The organism is Pseudomonas sp. PS01300, from assembly GCF_029960155.1.
Classification (GTDB): domain Bacteria; phylum Pseudomonadota; class Gammaproteobacteria; order Pseudomonadales; family Pseudomonadaceae; genus Aquipseudomonas; species Aquipseudomonas palmensis.
Genome location: NZ_JASCPN010000022.1, coordinates 54,536 through 68,646, shown reverse-complemented (window position 1 = coordinate 68,646; position 14,111 = coordinate 54,536). Strand labels below are relative to the sequence as shown.

The 14,111-nt window shown below is 65.4% G+C and carries 14 protein-coding genes, 1 tRNA gene and 1 pseudogene; 8 read left to right on the top strand and 8 right to left on the bottom strand.

The genetic code is table 11. From position 1 onward, the window contains the following. Positions 1-142: 142 nt before the first annotated feature. On the bottom strand, positions 143-832 hold the full coding sequence (locus QMX96_RS13405; RefSeq protein ID WP_043862725.1) for a crotonase/enoyl-CoA hydratase family protein: 690 nt from the start codon (positions 830-832) through the stop codon (positions 143-145). Between the two features lie 75 nt (positions 833-907). Between QMX96_RS13405 and QMX96_RS13400 the strand changes: the two genes are divergently transcribed. The 3 genes from QMX96_RS13400 (at position 908) to QMX96_RS13390 (ending at position 1,784) form a co-directional block, all read left to right on the top strand. Further along, complete coding sequence (locus QMX96_RS13400) at positions 908-1,105, top strand: hypothetical protein (protein ID WP_143516616.1); 198 nt, start codon at positions 908-910, stop codon at positions 1,103-1,105. Next, a tRNA-Ser gene (locus QMX96_RS13395) sits at positions 1,101-1,190 on the top strand. The genes QMX96_RS13400 and QMX96_RS13395 overlap by 5 nt, the downstream gene beginning before the upstream one ends. Before the next feature lie 78 nt (positions 1,191-1,268). Beyond that, entirely contained in the window at positions 1,269-1,784 is a 516-nt protein-coding gene (locus QMX96_RS13390; RefSeq protein ID WP_043862726.1) for a hypothetical protein, read from the top strand. Between the two features lie 88 nt (positions 1,785-1,872). On the opposite strand, the gene QMX96_RS13385 is transcribed toward QMX96_RS13390, so the two are convergent. Then, on the bottom strand, positions 1,873-4,032 hold the full coding sequence (locus QMX96_RS13385; protein WP_282361893.1) for a TonB-dependent siderophore receptor: 2,160 nt from the start codon (positions 4,030-4,032) through the stop codon (positions 1,873-1,875). Between the two features lie 103 nt (positions 4,033-4,135). Beyond that, positions 4,136-5,327: pseudogene (locus tag QMX96_RS13380) on the bottom strand (MFS transporter). Positions 5,328-5,433: 106 nt separating this feature from the next. On the opposite strand from QMX96_RS13380, the gene QMX96_RS13375 reads away from it, so the two are divergent. Then, positions 5,434-6,321, top strand: a complete 888-nt coding sequence (locus tag QMX96_RS13375) for a LysR family transcriptional regulator (protein ID WP_282361892.1) — start codon at positions 5,434-5,436, stop codon at positions 6,319-6,321. Positions 6,322-6,359: 38 nt separating this feature from the next. On the opposite strand, the gene QMX96_RS13370 is transcribed toward QMX96_RS13375, so the two are convergent. Continuing rightward, complete coding sequence (locus tag QMX96_RS13370) at positions 6,360-6,842, bottom strand: GreA/GreB family elongation factor (RefSeq protein WP_043862730.1); 483 nt, start codon at positions 6,840-6,842, stop codon at positions 6,360-6,362. Position 6,843: 1 nt separating this feature from the next. Next, positions 6,844-7,236: a hypothetical protein gene (locus tag QMX96_RS13365; protein WP_058541059.1), complete on the bottom strand. Its 393-nt coding sequence runs from the start codon at positions 7,234-7,236 to the stop codon at positions 6,844-6,846. Between the two features lie 137 nt (positions 7,237-7,373). Here QMX96_RS13365 and earP point away from each other — a divergent pair, with 137 nt between their 5' ends. Continuing rightward, complete coding sequence (gene earP / locus QMX96_RS13360; protein ID WP_282361891.1) at positions 7,374-8,507, top strand: elongation factor P maturation arginine rhamnosyltransferase EarP; 1,134 nt, start codon at positions 7,374-7,376, stop codon at positions 8,505-8,507. A 48-nt stretch (positions 8,508-8,555) separates the two neighbouring features. Continuing rightward, positions 8,556-9,128 (top strand): elongation factor P, encoded by a 573-nt coding sequence (locus QMX96_RS13355; protein ID WP_043862733.1) that lies wholly within the window; start codon positions 8,556-8,558, stop codon positions 9,126-9,128. A 78-nt stretch (positions 9,129-9,206) separates the two neighbouring features. On the opposite strand, the gene QMX96_RS13350 is transcribed toward QMX96_RS13355, so the two are convergent. Together QMX96_RS13350 and QMX96_RS13345 are read right to left on the bottom strand one after the other, a co-directional pair. Then, positions 9,207-9,665 carry a MarR family transcriptional regulator gene (locus QMX96_RS13350; RefSeq protein WP_043862734.1) on the bottom strand — a complete coding sequence of 153 codons (459 nt, stop codon included), beginning with the start codon at positions 9,663-9,665 and terminating at the stop codon, positions 9,207-9,209. 51 nt (positions 9,666-9,716) lie between these two features. Then, positions 9,717-10,673, bottom strand: coding sequence for a LysR family transcriptional regulator (locus QMX96_RS13345; RefSeq protein ID WP_054915829.1), 957 nt, complete (start codon positions 10,671-10,673; stop codon positions 9,717-9,719). 105 nt (positions 10,674-10,778) lie between these two features. Between QMX96_RS13345 and QMX96_RS13340 the strand changes: the two genes are divergently transcribed. Continuing rightward, entirely contained in the window at positions 10,779-11,528 is a 750-nt protein-coding gene (locus tag QMX96_RS13340) for a sulfite exporter TauE/SafE family protein (protein ID WP_043862736.1), read from the top strand. A gap of 48 nt (positions 11,529-11,576) precedes the next feature. On the opposite strand, the gene QMX96_RS13335 is transcribed toward QMX96_RS13340, so the two are convergent. Then, a complete protein-coding gene (locus QMX96_RS13335; RefSeq protein ID WP_054915827.1) occupies positions 11,577-12,923 on the bottom strand; it encodes a 3-deoxy-7-phosphoheptulonate synthase class II in 1,347 nt (448 codons plus the stop codon). Between the two features lie 128 nt (positions 12,924-13,051). Here QMX96_RS13335 and QMX96_RS13330 point away from each other — a divergent pair, with 128 nt between their 5' ends. After that, positions 13,052-13,807: a spermidine synthase gene (locus tag QMX96_RS13330; RefSeq protein WP_043862738.1), complete on the top strand. Its 756-nt coding sequence runs from the start codon at positions 13,052-13,054 to the stop codon at positions 13,805-13,807. Positions 13,808-14,111 lie beyond the last annotated feature (304 nt).

Sequence of the window (14,111 nt, the reverse complement as noted above, 5' to 3'; positions counted from 1 at the left end):
GTTAACCCCGGACAACACGCGGCGCAGTGTACGGTTGTGCACAGCCCGGGGCAAACTTAAAGCTTCGCCGGCAAGGCCGGCTCCTGCAACGGTTGCGTCCCCTGCAGGAGCCGGCCTTGCCGGCGAATGGCGCGACCCGCTATCAGACCGGGTGTTCCTGGTCGCGAATGATCGCGTCGTCCAGCAGGTCCAGCAGCGCCTTGCGCACCTTGAGCTTGGTCTTCTTGTGCGCGTTCATGTTGATGGTCTTGAGTTGCTGCGCCGCTGCCAGGGCGGTTGCGTGCAACTGCTCCACCGGCACCACCTTGTCGAGGAAGCCGGCATCCACGGCACTGGCCGGGTCGAACATCTCGGCATTGATGACCGAGCGGTGGAAGGCCGAGCGACGCAGGCGATCACGCGCCAGCTCGATGCCGGCGTGGTGCATGGTCATGCCGATCTGCACTTCATTCAGGCCGATGCGGAACGGGCCTTCGACGCCGATGCGGTAGTCGGCCGACAGCAGCAGGAATGCACCCTTGGCCACGGCGTGGCCAGGGCAGGCGACGATCACCGGGAACGGATGCGACAGCAGGCGCCGGGAGAGCGTCGAGCCGGCGGTCACCAGCGCGATGGAGGCCTGTGGCCCAGAGGTCATCACCTTGAGGTCGTAGCCACCGGAGAGGATGCCCGGCTGGCCGGTGAGGATGACGACGGCGCGATCCTGCACGGCACGGTCCAGTGCATCGTTGAAGGCTGCGATCACGTCCGGTGAAATGGCGTTGACCTTGCCGTTGTTCAGGGTCAGCGTCGCGATGCCGTCTTCCAGTTGGTAGGTAACCAGCTCACTCATGACAGAGTTCCTTTAGGTGGAGTGGGGCTGACGTTACCCAGCTGCCGCGGTCAGGTAAAGCACCAAGGCTGACCGATGAGTCAGGCGCAGCACGCCGGCCCCGGCACCACGGGCTTCGTGCATGGACCACAGCCGAACCACGCCAGAGATTGGCAGCTTTGCCACTGCTGGCTTAAGCGCATGAATATTCTGAAAAAAACCTTTGCCATTCAAAGTGCTTTCGACTACATTAGCGCGCCTCGACAGGCTGAACAGCTTGGCGAGAACCGGTGAAGTGTCCGAGTGGCTGAAGGAGCACGCCTGGAAAGTGTGTATACAGGAAACTGTATCAAGGGTTCGAATCCCTTCTTCACCGCCATATTCAGATACGCGAAGAGCCCCCGAACTTGAAAGAGTCCGGGGGCTTTTTGTTGGGCCATTGAAAAGGAAGTTTCAGATGCTTGCAGAGTGCTTTTCCGAACAGCAGATTCTTGCCGCCGAGCAATTGATTGCTCTTGTCAGCCCCACGCCCGAAATGGCCGCCGAGCATCTTCAGGCGTTTCGCGAGCTGGAGCTGGACGAGGATGACATCGAAGAGTTCGAGGACGATCCCAAGCAACTGATGTGGATGGTCAAGGACATCGCCGACTGGGAGTCGGTGTTCTACGTCGACTGGAAGGACACCGAGTCGTTCGTGCAAAGCGTCCAGCAACTGGCAGAAGCACGTGACGCCCAGGTGACCTTTGGCGTGGATGACCCGGAAGATGAAGACTTCCTGGAAAACCACAGCGTGTCGCAACTGATGGTGCTGGCCCATGCCGAGCTTCAGAAGCAGGGCCTGGTGCTGTGGAACTGGTCGACGCTGGAGGACTGCTACAGCGGCTTCATCACCACCCCGGCCGCGGCGGCCGACCTGAGCGAAATCGCCGGGATACTGGAAGTGCAGTTCCGCGAGGGCAGCGAGCCGTTCTGATCGGCGGCGCGCTGTTCGCCAGCCAGGCTGGCTTCTGCAGGCAACGCGAACGCCTGTGCAGAAGCCGGCCTTGCCGGCGAACGCATTCTCAGAAGCTCACAGCAGCCGACACCCGCGCAGTTCGCGGCGCGCCCTGAAACAGGTAGCCGTCGCCCAGATATTCCCCCGCGTCCCTCCAGTAGCGCCGATCGAACACGTTATCCACTGTCAGGCGCAGCACCGTGTCATACCCGCCGATGCGCGTGCGATAGCGGCTGCCAATGTCGAACACCGCATAGCCACCCACCGCCACCGTACCTGCCTGGTTGGCATACTTGCTCGCGCTGTAGCGCGCCCCACCCAGCAGCGCCAACCCCGGTACTCCCGGGAGGCTGTAGTCGGCCTGCAGCGCCGCGCGCAGGTTCGGCACGTTCAGCGCCTGATGGTCGTCGTACGCCCGCGTGCCGCTGCCGCCGACCCGTGCACGAATGGCCGCGGCACTGGCGTTGATCTGCAGGTTCGACGTTACCCAGCCGCTGGCCGCCAGCTCCAGGCCGGTGTTCTTCTGCTGCCCCTGCTGCACGTAGGTGAAGTCACCGCTGCCGTCCGGCTGGGCATACTGATACCCCTGGCGCAGCTGGAACAGCGCCGCGCTCAGGCTCATGCGCTGCCAATCACGCTTGATACCCAGTTCGAGTTGGCGTGACGTGGTGGGGGCCAGGATGTCCTGGCTGTTGAGCGCGAACCACGGCGCGGCATTGCCCGACGACAGCCCCTTGCTGTAGCTGACGTGCAGCGAAATGTCCGCGCGCGGCTTGTAGATCAGCGCGGTGTTGGGCAGCAGTTCATATTGCCGGGTATGCCGGCGCAGGTTGCCATCTTCACCAAAGGCCTGCTCGTCCAGGCGTACAACGCGCGCACCGAGTACCGTCTGCCAGTGTTCGTCGAAGCTGATCCGGTCGCTGGCGAACAGGCCGTACTGGCGGCTGTCGAGGCGGCGTTCGCGGTGGCCCGGGCTGCCGTCGAAGGGCTCCAGTGCCGGCGTAGGCTGGTAGATGTTGCCGCTGCCGATCCACTCGTTGAACGTCGGTCGCTGGTCGACAGTGCGCCGTTGCGCGCTGCTGCCGACCGTCAGCTCGTGCTCCAGGCCCGCCAGGGCAAACAAGCCGTTGAGAGTGACCTGTGCCTCGTCGGTGCGCCGGGTATCGTCCGGGCTGCGGTAGTCGTAGATGTCGTAGTCGCCCTCGGGGCTGAAGTAGTTCGGCACCTTCGAGCCTGCGCAGCTGGCGGCGCCGTAGCAGCCCCAGGCGAACGCGCTGTAGTCGTCGATCACCACGCGGCTGCGCGAAGCGCTCACGCTGCCGGTCCAGGTGTCGCTGAAGCGGTATTCGAAGCGACCGCCCAGGTTCAGCGAGTCGATCTGCACCGGCTTGGCCCAGTGCTGATAGGCCAGGCGATCATCGGGGTCGATGCCGTGGGGCAGGCGGTTGCCGCCGAGCAACTGGTAGCCGGGCACCGAGCGCTGCTCGCGCTGCTGGTACTCGACATCCAGTTGCAGCAGCGCATCCGGGTTCACTTGCCAGTCGAAGGCCAGCGAAGCGAAGTCGCGCTGGCCGTCGGCATGGTCGACGTAGGAGCGGATATCTTCATGGGCCAGGTTTGCGCGCAGGCCGAACTGGCGTTCGCTGCCAAACCAGCCGCCCAGGTCGGTGGCGATGTAGCGCTCGCCCAGGGCCGTGCTCGATACCGTGAGCGAACGGATGTCCTGCGGGCGCTTGGTCACATAGTTGATCAGCCCGCCGGGTTCGGCTACTCCGCTTTGCAGGCCCGACAGCCCCTTGAGCAACTCGACCTGCTGCTTGTTCTCCAGCGCCACGTTCTGCTCGCCGGCGATGGTCTGGCCGTTGATGGTGTAGCTGTGGGCGGCGTCCAGTTCGAAGCCGCGCACGTTGAAGTTCTCGTAGTAGCCGATGGGCGCATAGCTCTCGCCGACCGAGGCATCGCTTTGCAGCACCTCGCTGAGCAGGCGCACCTGGCGGTCCTGCAGCAACTGTTCGGTGAACACCGACACCGAGGCGGGGGTGTCGAGCAGCGGCGCCGCGCCAAAGCCGGCCACCGAGGCCTGGCGCGGCTGGTAGCCGTCCTCGAGCACATCGGACACGTTCAGGGGCGCGAGGGTGATGCCGCTGTCGGCCAGGGTGGTGGACGAGCTCAGGGCCAGGCCGAGGCTCAGCAGCCCCAGGGGCAGGCGAGGGTGGTGCAGGGTCATGCGCAGGTTCCTTGAGGGCCAGCAACAGGCGCGCCGGCAGGCGGGGCGCCATGTTACCTGAAGGGGGCCTGCGGGTAGGAGCCAGCCTTGCTGGCGAACGCCGTTACGCGGCCTTCACCTGAGCCGAGCGGCGCTCCACCCACAGCCACACCACCAGCGCCACGCCGCCGATCACCAGCCCCGCCACCACGATGCCGTTCCAGCCGTGGGCCTGGAACAACTGCGTACCCAACAGCGAGCCCAGTGCGCCACCGATGAAGTAGCAGGTGATGTACCCGGCATTGAGTCGGTTGCGCGCCTCGGGGCGCAGGGCGATCACCGCGTTCTGGTTGCTCACGTGCACCAGCTGTACCGCCAGGTCGAGCACCAGCACGCCAATCAGCAGGGCGGCGAGCGACACCTGGGCGAAGGCCAGCGGTACCCAGGCCAGCACCAGGGCCAGCAGCCCCACGGTGGTGCCCAGCGAGCCCTTGCCGCGGTCGGCCAGGCGCCCGGCCCAGTTGGCGGCCAGCGCGCCGGCAGCACCGGCCAGGCCGAACAGCCCGATCACCGCATCGGAGTAGTGGTAAGGCTCGGCTGCCAGCAGAAACGCCAGGGGTGTCCAGAACAGCGCGAACAGGCAGAACGACAGCAGCCCCAGCAACGAGCGCAGGCGCAGCACCGGCTCATCCACGAACAGGCGGAACACCGAACCGATCAGTGCGGGGTACTTGAGCCCGGCGTGCTGGTGGCGCTCGGGCAGGGCCCTGGCCAGGGCGATGGCGCTCAGGGCCATGAGCGCAGCGGCCAGCAGGTAGATGCTGCGCCAGTCACCCAGGGTCGCCATGAACCCGGCAGCGGTGCGCGCCAGCAGAATGCCCAGCAGCAGGCCGCTCATCAGCGTGCCGACCACTCGCCCGCGCTCGGACGGGTCGCTCAGGCCGGCGGCCATCGGCACCAGTACCTGCGCCACCACCGAGAACAGCCCGGTCAGGGTGGTGCCGATCAGCAGCCACATCAGGCTGGGGGCGAAGGCGCTGATCAGCAGGCCGACCGTGGCGATGGCGATCATGCTGACGATCAGGCGGCGTTGTTCGAACAGGTCACCCAGCGGCGCGAGCAGCAACAGGCCGGCGCCGTAGCTCAGCTGGGCGGCAATCACGACGCTGCCGGCGGTGGCGGTGGTCAGGCCGAAATGCTGAGCGATGCTGTGCAGCAAGGGCTGCGCATATGTAGTTGCTGGCCACGGCCAGGCCGGTGGCGGTTGCCATCAGCAGAATCAGGGCGCGGCTCAGGTGAGTTGTGGCGGGGGCCATGGACCGTCTCGTTGTCAGGGGGGAGGGGGAGTGCATTATCGAAAATGCGCTAGCATGACGCCAATGAATCGTTTAGATCCCATCAATCTCTTGTGCAGATGGAAAGATGAACCTCAAGCAGATCGAATACGCGCTGGCGGTGGCCGATACCGGTAGTTTCACCCGTGCGGCCGAACGTTGTCATGTGGTGCAGTCGGCTTTGAGTCATCAGGTGGCGCGCCTGGAGTCGCAACTGGGCACCTTGCTGTTCGAGCGCAGCTCGCGCCGGGTGCGCCTTACACCTGCTGGCGAAGCCTTCGTGCTCAGCGCACGCACGGCGCTGGAGGCCACCCGGCGCATCGCCGAGGACGTGGCCGCAGCCTGTGGCGAAGTGCGCGGGCGCTTGTCCATCGGCGAGATCAGCTCGCTGACCGAGCTGGACCTGGTGGACCTGCTGGCCGGTTTTCACGGGCAGTACCCGCAGGTGGACATTCGCTGGCTGATCGGCAAGAGCGAGCTGCTGATTGCCGATGTGCGCGAACGGCGCCTGGATGTGGCGTTCATCGGCGTCTGGCCGGGGGAGCCGCTGGCGGGGGTGGCGTCGCGCCTGCTGGCGGCCGAGGAGCTGGTGGCGGTGCTGCCGCTGCAGCACCCGCTGGCAGGCATCGGGCGTCTGGCGCTGGAGCAACTGGAAGACCAGCCTCTGGTGGACTTCCAGGCTGGCAGCGGCGCGCGTCGACAGACCGACGAGGCATTTGCCGCCGCAGGGGTGCGTCATCGGGTGCAGTTCGAGGTGGGCAGTATCGGCCTGATCGAGAAGTTCGTGCAGCGTAGCCTGGCCCTGGGGCTGGTACCGGCAAGGATCGCCGCAGGCTTCAAGGGCGTTGCCGCAGTACCGGTGTGCGATGCCCCGGTGCGCCACCTGTACGCGATCTGGTCGACCACCCCGACGCCGGCGGCGCGGGCCTTCGTCCAGTTGCTGGAGCAGAACCTGGCGGCAAGGGCAAGCTGTTAGCCGTGGAGGCCACTTCGCTGGCAAGCCAGCGAAGTGCTTCAGAGCACTTCCACCAGTTCGTAGACCTGGCGCCCATTGCCCAGTACCAGCACCACCTCGTCGCCCTCGAGCTTGCCCATCAGGCTTTGCCCCAAAGGTGAGCGCGGGGTGATCACCGTGATCAGCGCCTGCCCTTCGCCGATTTTCAGCCCTGCCGCTTCCGGCCCCAGGAACACGCGCTGCTGGCGATCCTGTTCGTCGGCCAGCAGCACCAGGTTGCTCAGTTGCACGCCGGCCTCGGGGTCGTAGTCGCGCAGGGTCAGTTGCTGGTACGCCAGCCGTGCCTGGCGAATCTCCTCCATGCGCCGGGCCTGCCCGGTGGCCAGGTACGAGGCTTCCAGGCCGAGGGTGTCGTACTTGTTCTCGGCGATGTTCTCCTCGGCAGTGGCCGCCTCATACGCGGTCTGCGCAGCACGTTGTGCCACGTCGAGGTCGACGCCCAGGCGCTCGATGATGCGCGCCAGCAGGTCGGTCTTGTTCATCTCAGTTGCAGAACTCAAGGACATTGGCGCGGCTTTTCTCGGTGGGGGCGGTACGGTTCTGTTGCAGCCAGAACTGGCATCTGGGGTTGGACAGGTTGCGCGGGCTGCCCTGGGCCTGCTCCTCGGCCTGCTGCACCGCCTGATCGTGCAGGATCTGCTTGTACTGCTCGAACATGCGGTTCTGCTCCGGCGACTGCTGCGGCGCCAGGGCCGGCGCGGGCGGGGCGATCACCTCGTGCAGGGGCTGGCGCAGGTCGGGCAGGTACTGCCAGCCCAGCCACAGGGTCAGCATGATGGCAACGAAGCCCAGCCAAAGGCCGATGGCCACGCACAGGATCAGTTGCAGCGGGTTTTGCGAAATTTTCAGTTCACGGCGACGCGCACGGTACGACATGGCAGCCTCCTGGCCAGGACAATGGCGGCGATTGTCGCATGCAGCGCGGGTTTTATTCAGCCTCGCTACTGTTGTCTGCAATGATTAACCCGGACAATCGGCGCTTTTTGTTTCCGGCTCAACGCGAGGTGCCTGCCATGAAACCGACCTGGGATATCTTCTGTTGCGTCGTCGACAACTATGGCGACATCGGCGTCACCTGGCGCCTGGCCCGGCAACTGGTGGCCGAACACGACGTGGCGGTGCGCCTGTGGGTGGATGAACTGGCGGCCTTCGTGCGCCTGTGCCCCGAGGCGGACGCCCAGGCCCGGCAGCAATGGCAGCAAGGCGTCGAGGTGTGCCTGTGGCCGGCCGACTGGCAGCCGACGGCAGTGCCGGACGTGGTGATCGGCGCCTTCGGCTGCCACTTGCCAGCGGCCTATGTCCAGGCCATGCAGGACCGCACCGTGCCGGCAGTGTGGCTGAACCTGGAGTACCTGAGCGCCGAGGGCTGGGTGGAAGGCTGCCACGGCCTGCCGTCGCCCCAGGCCAATGGTCTGCGCAAGGTGTTCTTCTTTCCGGGGTTCACGCCCGGTACCGGCGGGTTGCTGCGCGAAGCCACGTTGCTGGCGCGTCGCAAGGCGTTCGAAGACGACCCGCAGGCCCGTCAGGCATTCCTGCGCGGCCTGGGCGTGAGGGTGCATGAGGGTGCACGGCTGATCTCGTTGTTCGCCTATGAGAACCCGGGCCTGGCCAGTTGGCTCGATGTGCTGGCCGCCGACACCCGCCCCAGTCACCTGCTGGTGCCCGAGGGGCGCATCCTGGGGGATGTGCAGGCCTGGCTGGGCGAGAGCGGGCTGGGGGTGGGCAGTGTGACGCAGCGTGGGGCGCTGACGGTGCAGATCCTGCCCTTCGTCAGCCAGGATGACTATGATCGGCTGCTGTGGTGCTGCGAGTTCAATGCGGTGCGCGGCGAGGACTCGTTCGTGCGTGCTCAGTGGGCCGGGCGGCCACTGCTGTGGCATATCTATGTGCAGGAAGAGTACGCCCACTGGGAAAAGCTCGAGGCCTTTCTGGACCATTACACCCAGGGCCTGTCGGCCCCGGCAGCCGCCGCGCTGGTGGCGCTGTGGCGGGCCTGGAACATGGATCGCGACATGGGCCAGGCGTGGCTCGAGCTGCTGGCGCACTGGCCGGAACTGAGCGCCCACGCCGAGCGCTGGTGCGCCGCGCAGGCCGCTCAGCCGGACCTTGCCACGGCGCTGGTACAGTTTTGTCGAAATTCGCTATGATATGCGGCCTCGATTTTTGTAAATCCATCCAAATTCGGATATCTCGCAATGAAAACTGGTAAAGAGCTGAAACCCGGTACCGTGATCCGTATCGACAACGACCCTTGGCTGGTTCAGAAAGCTGAATTCACCAAATCGGGCCGTAACAGCGCGATCATGAAGACCAAGCTGAAAAACCTGCTGACCGGCTACAAGACCGAAACCGTCTACAGCGCCGACGACAAGCTGGACGACGTGATCCTCGACCGCAAAGAAGCGACCCTGTCCTTCATCAGCGGCGACACCTACACGTTCATGGACACCACCGACTACACCATGTACGAGCTGAACGCCGAAGACATCGAAAGCGTTCTGCCTTTCGTTGAAGAAGGCATGACCGATGTATGCGAAGCCGTATTCTTCGAAGACCGCCTGGTTTCCGTAGAGCTGCCGACCACCATCGTGCGTCAGGTCGACTACACCGAAGGTTCCGCCCGTGGCGATACCTCCGGCAAGGTCATGAAGCCTGCCAAACTGAAGAACGGTACCGAGCTGTCGGTTGCCGACTTCATCGAGATCGGTGACTGGATCGAGATCGACACCCGCGAAGGTGGCTCCTACAAGGGCCGCGCCAAGGTTTAAACCTGGCGATCTGCGCGAACACGAAAACCCGGCCAAGGCCGGGTTTTTTTATGCCCTGCGTGCGCGGCTGCGGCGCCGTCAGAGGCTGTTCTGCAGGTTGTCGCGCAGCGCCAGCAGCTCGGCCTGCAAGCGTTGCAGGCGCTCCAGCGAGTGGCCGCTGGCGCCCAGGATGCACGGCGGTATCGAGCGTGCCTGCGCTTGCAGGGCACGCCCCTGGGCAGTCAGTTGCACGATCACCACGCGCTCGTCCTCGCGGCTGCGGGTGCGCTTGAGCAGGCCCTCGGCTTCCAGGCGCTTGAGCAAGGGCGTGAGCGAGCCGGGGTCGGTCAGCAGGCGATGGCTGATTTCGCCGACGGTCAGCCCGTCCTGCTCCCATAGCACCAGCATGGCCAGGTACTGCGGGTAGGTCAGGCCCAGTGCCTGCAGCAGTGGCTTGTACACCTTGGTCATGAGCAGTGACGTGGAGTGCAGGGCGAAGCACACCTGATTGTCGAGCAGCAGCTCATCGTAAACGGGCGCTTTGGAGGTGGCGTTCATGCGGCTCCTTTCTATCTGGTCCATGAAATGGTGGCGCGCATGCTATGCGCGCTATTGCCAGCGCAGCTCGCTCTGCAGTGCCAGGTCCCAGGGAGGGATGGGGCTGAAGCGGCTCTTGAGGAATTCGAGCAGCAAACGGCTGCGAGAGTTCGTTTCATGTTCAAGGCGCAATGCATAGACACCGCTGGTTTCGGCCGGGGGCAGCCCGTTCTCGCAGAACAGCGGCAGCAGGTCGCCGCGCAGCAGGTACTCGCTGATCAGCCAGGTGGGCAGGTGCGCGATGCCCAGGCCCGCCAGGGCGCCGAACAGCAGGGTCTCGGCATTGTTGGCGCTCATGCGCATGCGCGAGGGGCGCAGCAGACGCATCTGCCCGTCCACCGCGAAGCGCCAGGCGAAGGGTGGGGCCAGGCCATCCCAGTCCAGCCCGTCGTGCTCTGGCAGGTCGCAGGGGCTGGCAGGCACGCCACGGGCCTGCAGGTAGGCGGGGCTGGCGCAGGCAATGCGCACCATGTACGCCAGTGGTGTTGCCACCAGCCGGGTATCGGCCAGAGGGCCTGCACGCAGCACCAGGTCGACTTCGCCCAGGTGCGCGCCCTGCAGGTCGACGAAGCTGTCGATCAGGCGCAGTTGCACGTCCAGGCCCGGGTACGCCACCAGAAAATCGGCGATGGCCGGTGCCAGGTGGCGGCGACCAAACGCCGAAGGCGCATCGATGCGGATCAGGCCCTCCGGTGCATTGCTCAGCGACACGGCCTCGGCGCGGGCCAGACGCAGCTCTTCGACGATACGCCGGGCGCGTTCGGCGAATGCATTGCCGGCGGGCGTGGGGCGTACCGCATGGGTGCTGCGCACGAACAGGCGGCTGCCCACGGCGGCCTCCAGGGTATCGATGCGTCGGGCCACCGCCGAAGGGGTCAGCGGGTGGCGCCGTGCTGCGGCAGAAAAGCTGCCGCTTTCGAGCACATCGAGAAACAGGCTCAGGTGTTGGGTGAGGGCGTCCGGGGTCATGGTGATTGCTTGTGCGAATTGGGCACAGCCATTGTGCGTTGCTGTGCGTTTCCCCGCTAGCCCGCCATCGGTAGCATGGCGCTATTGCAGAGCAGAGAGGCGAGCATGGTCGAGTGGTTGATGTACATCGTATTGGGAGCAGGGCTGGGTACCTTGGGCGGGCTGTTCGGGATCGGCGGCGGCCTGATCGCGATCCCCGTGCTGGGCGTGCTGTTCGGCCTTGACCAGCAACTGGCCCAGGGCACCGCGCTGGTGATGGTGGTGCCGAACGTGTTGCTGGCGCTGTGGCGCTATCACCAGCGCAATCGCATCGAGCTGCGTCATGCATTGCCCTTGTCGCTGGCCGGCTTCGTGTTCGCCTGGCTCGGCTCGATCTGGGCAGTGGGGTTGGATGCACAGGCCATGCGCGTCGGCTTCGTGGTGTTTCTGGTGGCGCTGACGGTGTGGAACCTGGTGCGCATGTTCACTCGCAACGCGCCGCCTTCGACCGAGTTGCGCCAGCCCTGGCCCTGGCTGGGTGTGCTGGGCGGGGGGGCCGGTGTGGTCGGCGGGCTGTTCGGTGTAGGGGGCGCGGTGGTCGCCACACCGGTGCTGACCAGTGTGTTCGGCACCACCCAGGTGGTTGCCCAGGGCCTGTCGCTGGCACTGGCGGCGCCCAGTACCTCGGTCACGCTGCTGACCTACGGGCTGCACCAGCATGTGGACTGGAACATGGGCATCGCGCTGGCACTGGGCGGCTTGCTGAGTATCAGCTGGGGCGTGAAGCTGGCCCATGCGCTGCCGGAAAAGGTCCTGCGCTCGTTGTTCTGTGTGTTTCTGGTGGTGTGCGCGTTGATGCTGGGCTTCAGGGTCTGAAGCCCGCCGCGGGTCGAGCCGGCACGGCCGTCGAGGGCCGTGCAGGTGTCAGCGCCGTACCTGCTTGAGCGTTTCGGCGATCAGGAACGCCAGCTCCAGCGACTGGTCGGCGTTCATGCGCGGGTCGCAGTGGGTGTGGTAACGGTCCGACAGCGCGTCTTCGGTGATCGGCCGGGCGCCGCCGATGCATTCGGTGACGTTCTGACCGGTCATCTCGATGTGAATGCCACCGGCATGGCTGCCTTCGGCCTGGTGCACCTGGAAGAACTGCTTGACCTCGCCCAGGATCTGCGCGAAATCGCGGGTCTTGTAGCCGCTGCTGGCCTTGATGGTATTGCCGTGCATCGGGTCGGAGCTCCACAGCACCTTGCGCCCCTCGCGCTCGACGCTGCGGATCAGCCCCGGCAGGTGCTCGCCGACCTTGTTGGCCCCCATGCGCACGATCAGGTTGAGCCGGCCCGGGTCGTTGGCCGGGTTGAGGATGTCGATCAGGCGGATCAGCTCCTCGGTGTTCATGCTCGGGCCCACCTTGACCCCGATCGGGTTGTTCACCCCGCGCAGGAACTCCACGTGGGCGCCGTCCAGCTGACGGGTGCGATCACCGATCCAGAGCATGTGCGCCGAGCAGTCGAAGTAGTCGCCGGTCAGGCTGTCGCGCCGCACGAAGGCTTCCTCGTAGTTGAGCAGCAGCGCCTCGTGCGCGGTGAAAAAGCTGGTTTCGCGCAGTTGCGGCGAGCTGTCCATGCCGCAGGCGCGCATGAAGGCCAGGGTCTCGTCGATGCGGTCGGCCAGCTGGCTGTACTTTTCGGCCAGCGCCGAGTTGGCGATGAAGTCCAGGTTCCACTTGTGCACCTGGTGCAGGTCGGCGAAACCACCCTGGGCGAAGGCGCGCAGCAGGTTGAGGCTGGCGGTGGACTGGTGATAGGCCTGCAGCAGGCGCTCCGGGTCGGGCACGCGGCTGGCAGGGTCGAAGCCGATGCCGTTGACGATGTCGCCCCGGTAGGCCGGCAGGGTCACCTCGCCGATGGTTTCGTCATTGGACGAGCGCGGCTTGGCGAACTGCCCGGCCATGCGCCCCACCTTGACCACCGGGCAGCCGGCGGCAAAGGTCATGACGATGGCCATCTGCAGCAGCACCTTGAAGGTGTCGCGGATTTTCGCTGCCGAGAACTCGGCAAAGCTTTCGGCGCAATCGCCGCCCTGCAGCAGGAAGGCACGGCCTTCGGTCACTTCGGCGAACTGGCGGCGCAGCTCGCGCGCCTCGCCGGCGAACACCAGCGGCGGGTAGCTGGCCAGGGTCTGCTCGACCTTGAGCAGGTGCGCTGCATCGGGGTAGTGCGGTTGCTGCTGGATCGGCAGGGCACGCCAGCTATCGGGACTCCAGGGTTGGCTCATCACAGGCTCGGTTTCTATCGGAAAAGGGCTGTGAACATGCTAACACCTGGACCCTGCCTTGTTGCATCGCCTGTATTGACGGACAATGGTCGTTTTTGCTTGGGCACATGCAGGTGTCGGGAGAGAGCATGACAGAGGAACGGGTAGAGCGGCTGCTGGCGCAGGTGCACGACGAGTTCGGCACCATCAGCGTGCTGGAAGTCGAGGACTACCGCTTTCTCGAGTTTGGCGAGGCCATCGAGCAGAGCTGCGTATTCACTGCCGACCCGAGCTGGCTGGAGTACGACTATACCCGCGCCATGCTGGTGGGCGCGCTGTGCCACTGCGAGCCTGAGAGCGCGCTGTTTCTCGGCCTGGGTGCCGGTACCCTGACCCAGGCCTGCCTGAAGTTCCTGCCCCTGGAGGACGTGGAGGCCATCGAGCTGCGTCCCGAGGTGCCGCGCCTGGCCATCGAGTACCTGGGGCTGGACGATGATCCGCGCCTGTACATCCGCGTGGGTGATGCGGTCGAGCTGCTGGAGACGGCCGAGCCTGCCGACCTGATCTTCGTCGACCTCTACACCGACCACGGGCCCGGCGTCGGCCACCTGGCCTGGAAGTTTCTCGAAGACTGCCAGAAGCGCCTGAACCCCGGCGGCTGGCTGGTCATCAACCAGTGGGCCACCGATGACGGTAAGCCGCTGGGCGCTGCGCTGTTGCGCGGGCTGTATCACCGCCATTACTGGGAGCTGCCGGTGAAGGAGGGCAACGTCATCCTGCTGGTGCCCGCCGACCTCGACCAGACCCTCGACCGGGAGGCGCTCACCGCGCGCGCCCGGGCCCTTGAGCCGCGCCTGGGCTACTCCCTGCAGCGCCTGATCGAGGTGATCCGACCGGCATCTTGAATAAATCGTTTCAGCTCCGGCCGCGCCGCCAACAGACGCGTGGGCCTCGATCATCGGCAAGGGCTGTCGATTCGAGGCCTCCGGGCTTCTCTTCCCTGTAAAAAAGTCTCACGCGATGCAGGAAATCGGGTATAGTACGCGCCGGTCTTTTACCGGACCTCGTTCAGGTAGTGCAATTCCCCGAAGCCAGCTTCGGCTGCGCGTCCGCACCGCGGACTCTGCCTTGACGTTCCTTTTTTTCTTCAATCGTTTTCGCAAATCCCCGCCGACAAAGCTGCCAGGGTGACCTTCGGGTCTTACAAGG

Excerpts from the sequence above, each read along its gene's own strand:
- QMX96_RS13405 (WP_043862725.1), bottom strand. The coding sequence starts at position 832 with ATGAGTGAGCTGGTTACCTACCAACTGGAAGACGGCATCGCGACGCTG.
- QMX96_RS13400 (WP_143516616.1), top strand. The coding sequence starts at position 908 with ATGAGTCAGGCGCAGCACGCCGGCCCCGGCACCACGGGCTTCGTGCAT.
- QMX96_RS13390 (WP_043862726.1), top strand. The coding sequence starts at position 1,269 with ATGCTTGCAGAGTGCTTTTCCGAACAGCAGATTCTTGCCGCCGAGCAA.
- QMX96_RS13385 (WP_282361893.1), bottom strand. The coding sequence starts at position 4,032 with ATGACCCTGCACCACCCTCGCCTGCCCCTGGGGCTGCTGAGCCTCGGC.
- QMX96_RS13375 (WP_282361892.1), top strand. The coding sequence starts at position 5,434 with ATGAACCTCAAGCAGATCGAATACGCGCTGGCGGTGGCCGATACCGGT.
- QMX96_RS13370 (WP_043862730.1), bottom strand. The coding sequence starts at position 6,842 with ATGAACAAGACCGACCTGCTGGCGCGCATCATCGAGCGCCTGGGCGTC.
- QMX96_RS13365 (WP_058541059.1), bottom strand. The coding sequence starts at position 7,236 with ATGTCGTACCGTGCGCGTCGCCGTGAACTGAAAATTTCGCAAAACCCG.
- earP (WP_282361891.1), top strand. The coding sequence starts at position 7,374 with ATGAAACCGACCTGGGATATCTTCTGTTGCGTCGTCGACAACTATGGC.
- QMX96_RS13355 (WP_043862733.1), top strand. The coding sequence starts at position 8,556 with ATGAAAACTGGTAAAGAGCTGAAACCCGGTACCGTGATCCGTATCGAC.
- QMX96_RS13350 (WP_043862734.1), bottom strand. The coding sequence starts at position 9,665 with ATGAACGCCACCTCCAAAGCGCCCGTTTACGATGAGCTGCTGCTCGAC.
- QMX96_RS13345 (WP_054915829.1), bottom strand. The coding sequence starts at position 10,673 with ATGACCCCGGACGCCCTCACCCAACACCTGAGCCTGTTTCTCGATGTG.
- QMX96_RS13340 (WP_043862736.1), top strand. The coding sequence starts at position 10,779 with ATGGTCGAGTGGTTGATGTACATCGTATTGGGAGCAGGGCTGGGTACC.
- QMX96_RS13335 (WP_054915827.1), bottom strand. The coding sequence starts at position 12,923 with ATGAGCCAACCCTGGAGTCCCGATAGCTGGCGTGCCCTGCCGATCCAG.
- QMX96_RS13330 (WP_043862738.1), top strand. The coding sequence starts at position 13,052 with ATGACAGAGGAACGGGTAGAGCGGCTGCTGGCGCAGGTGCACGACGAG.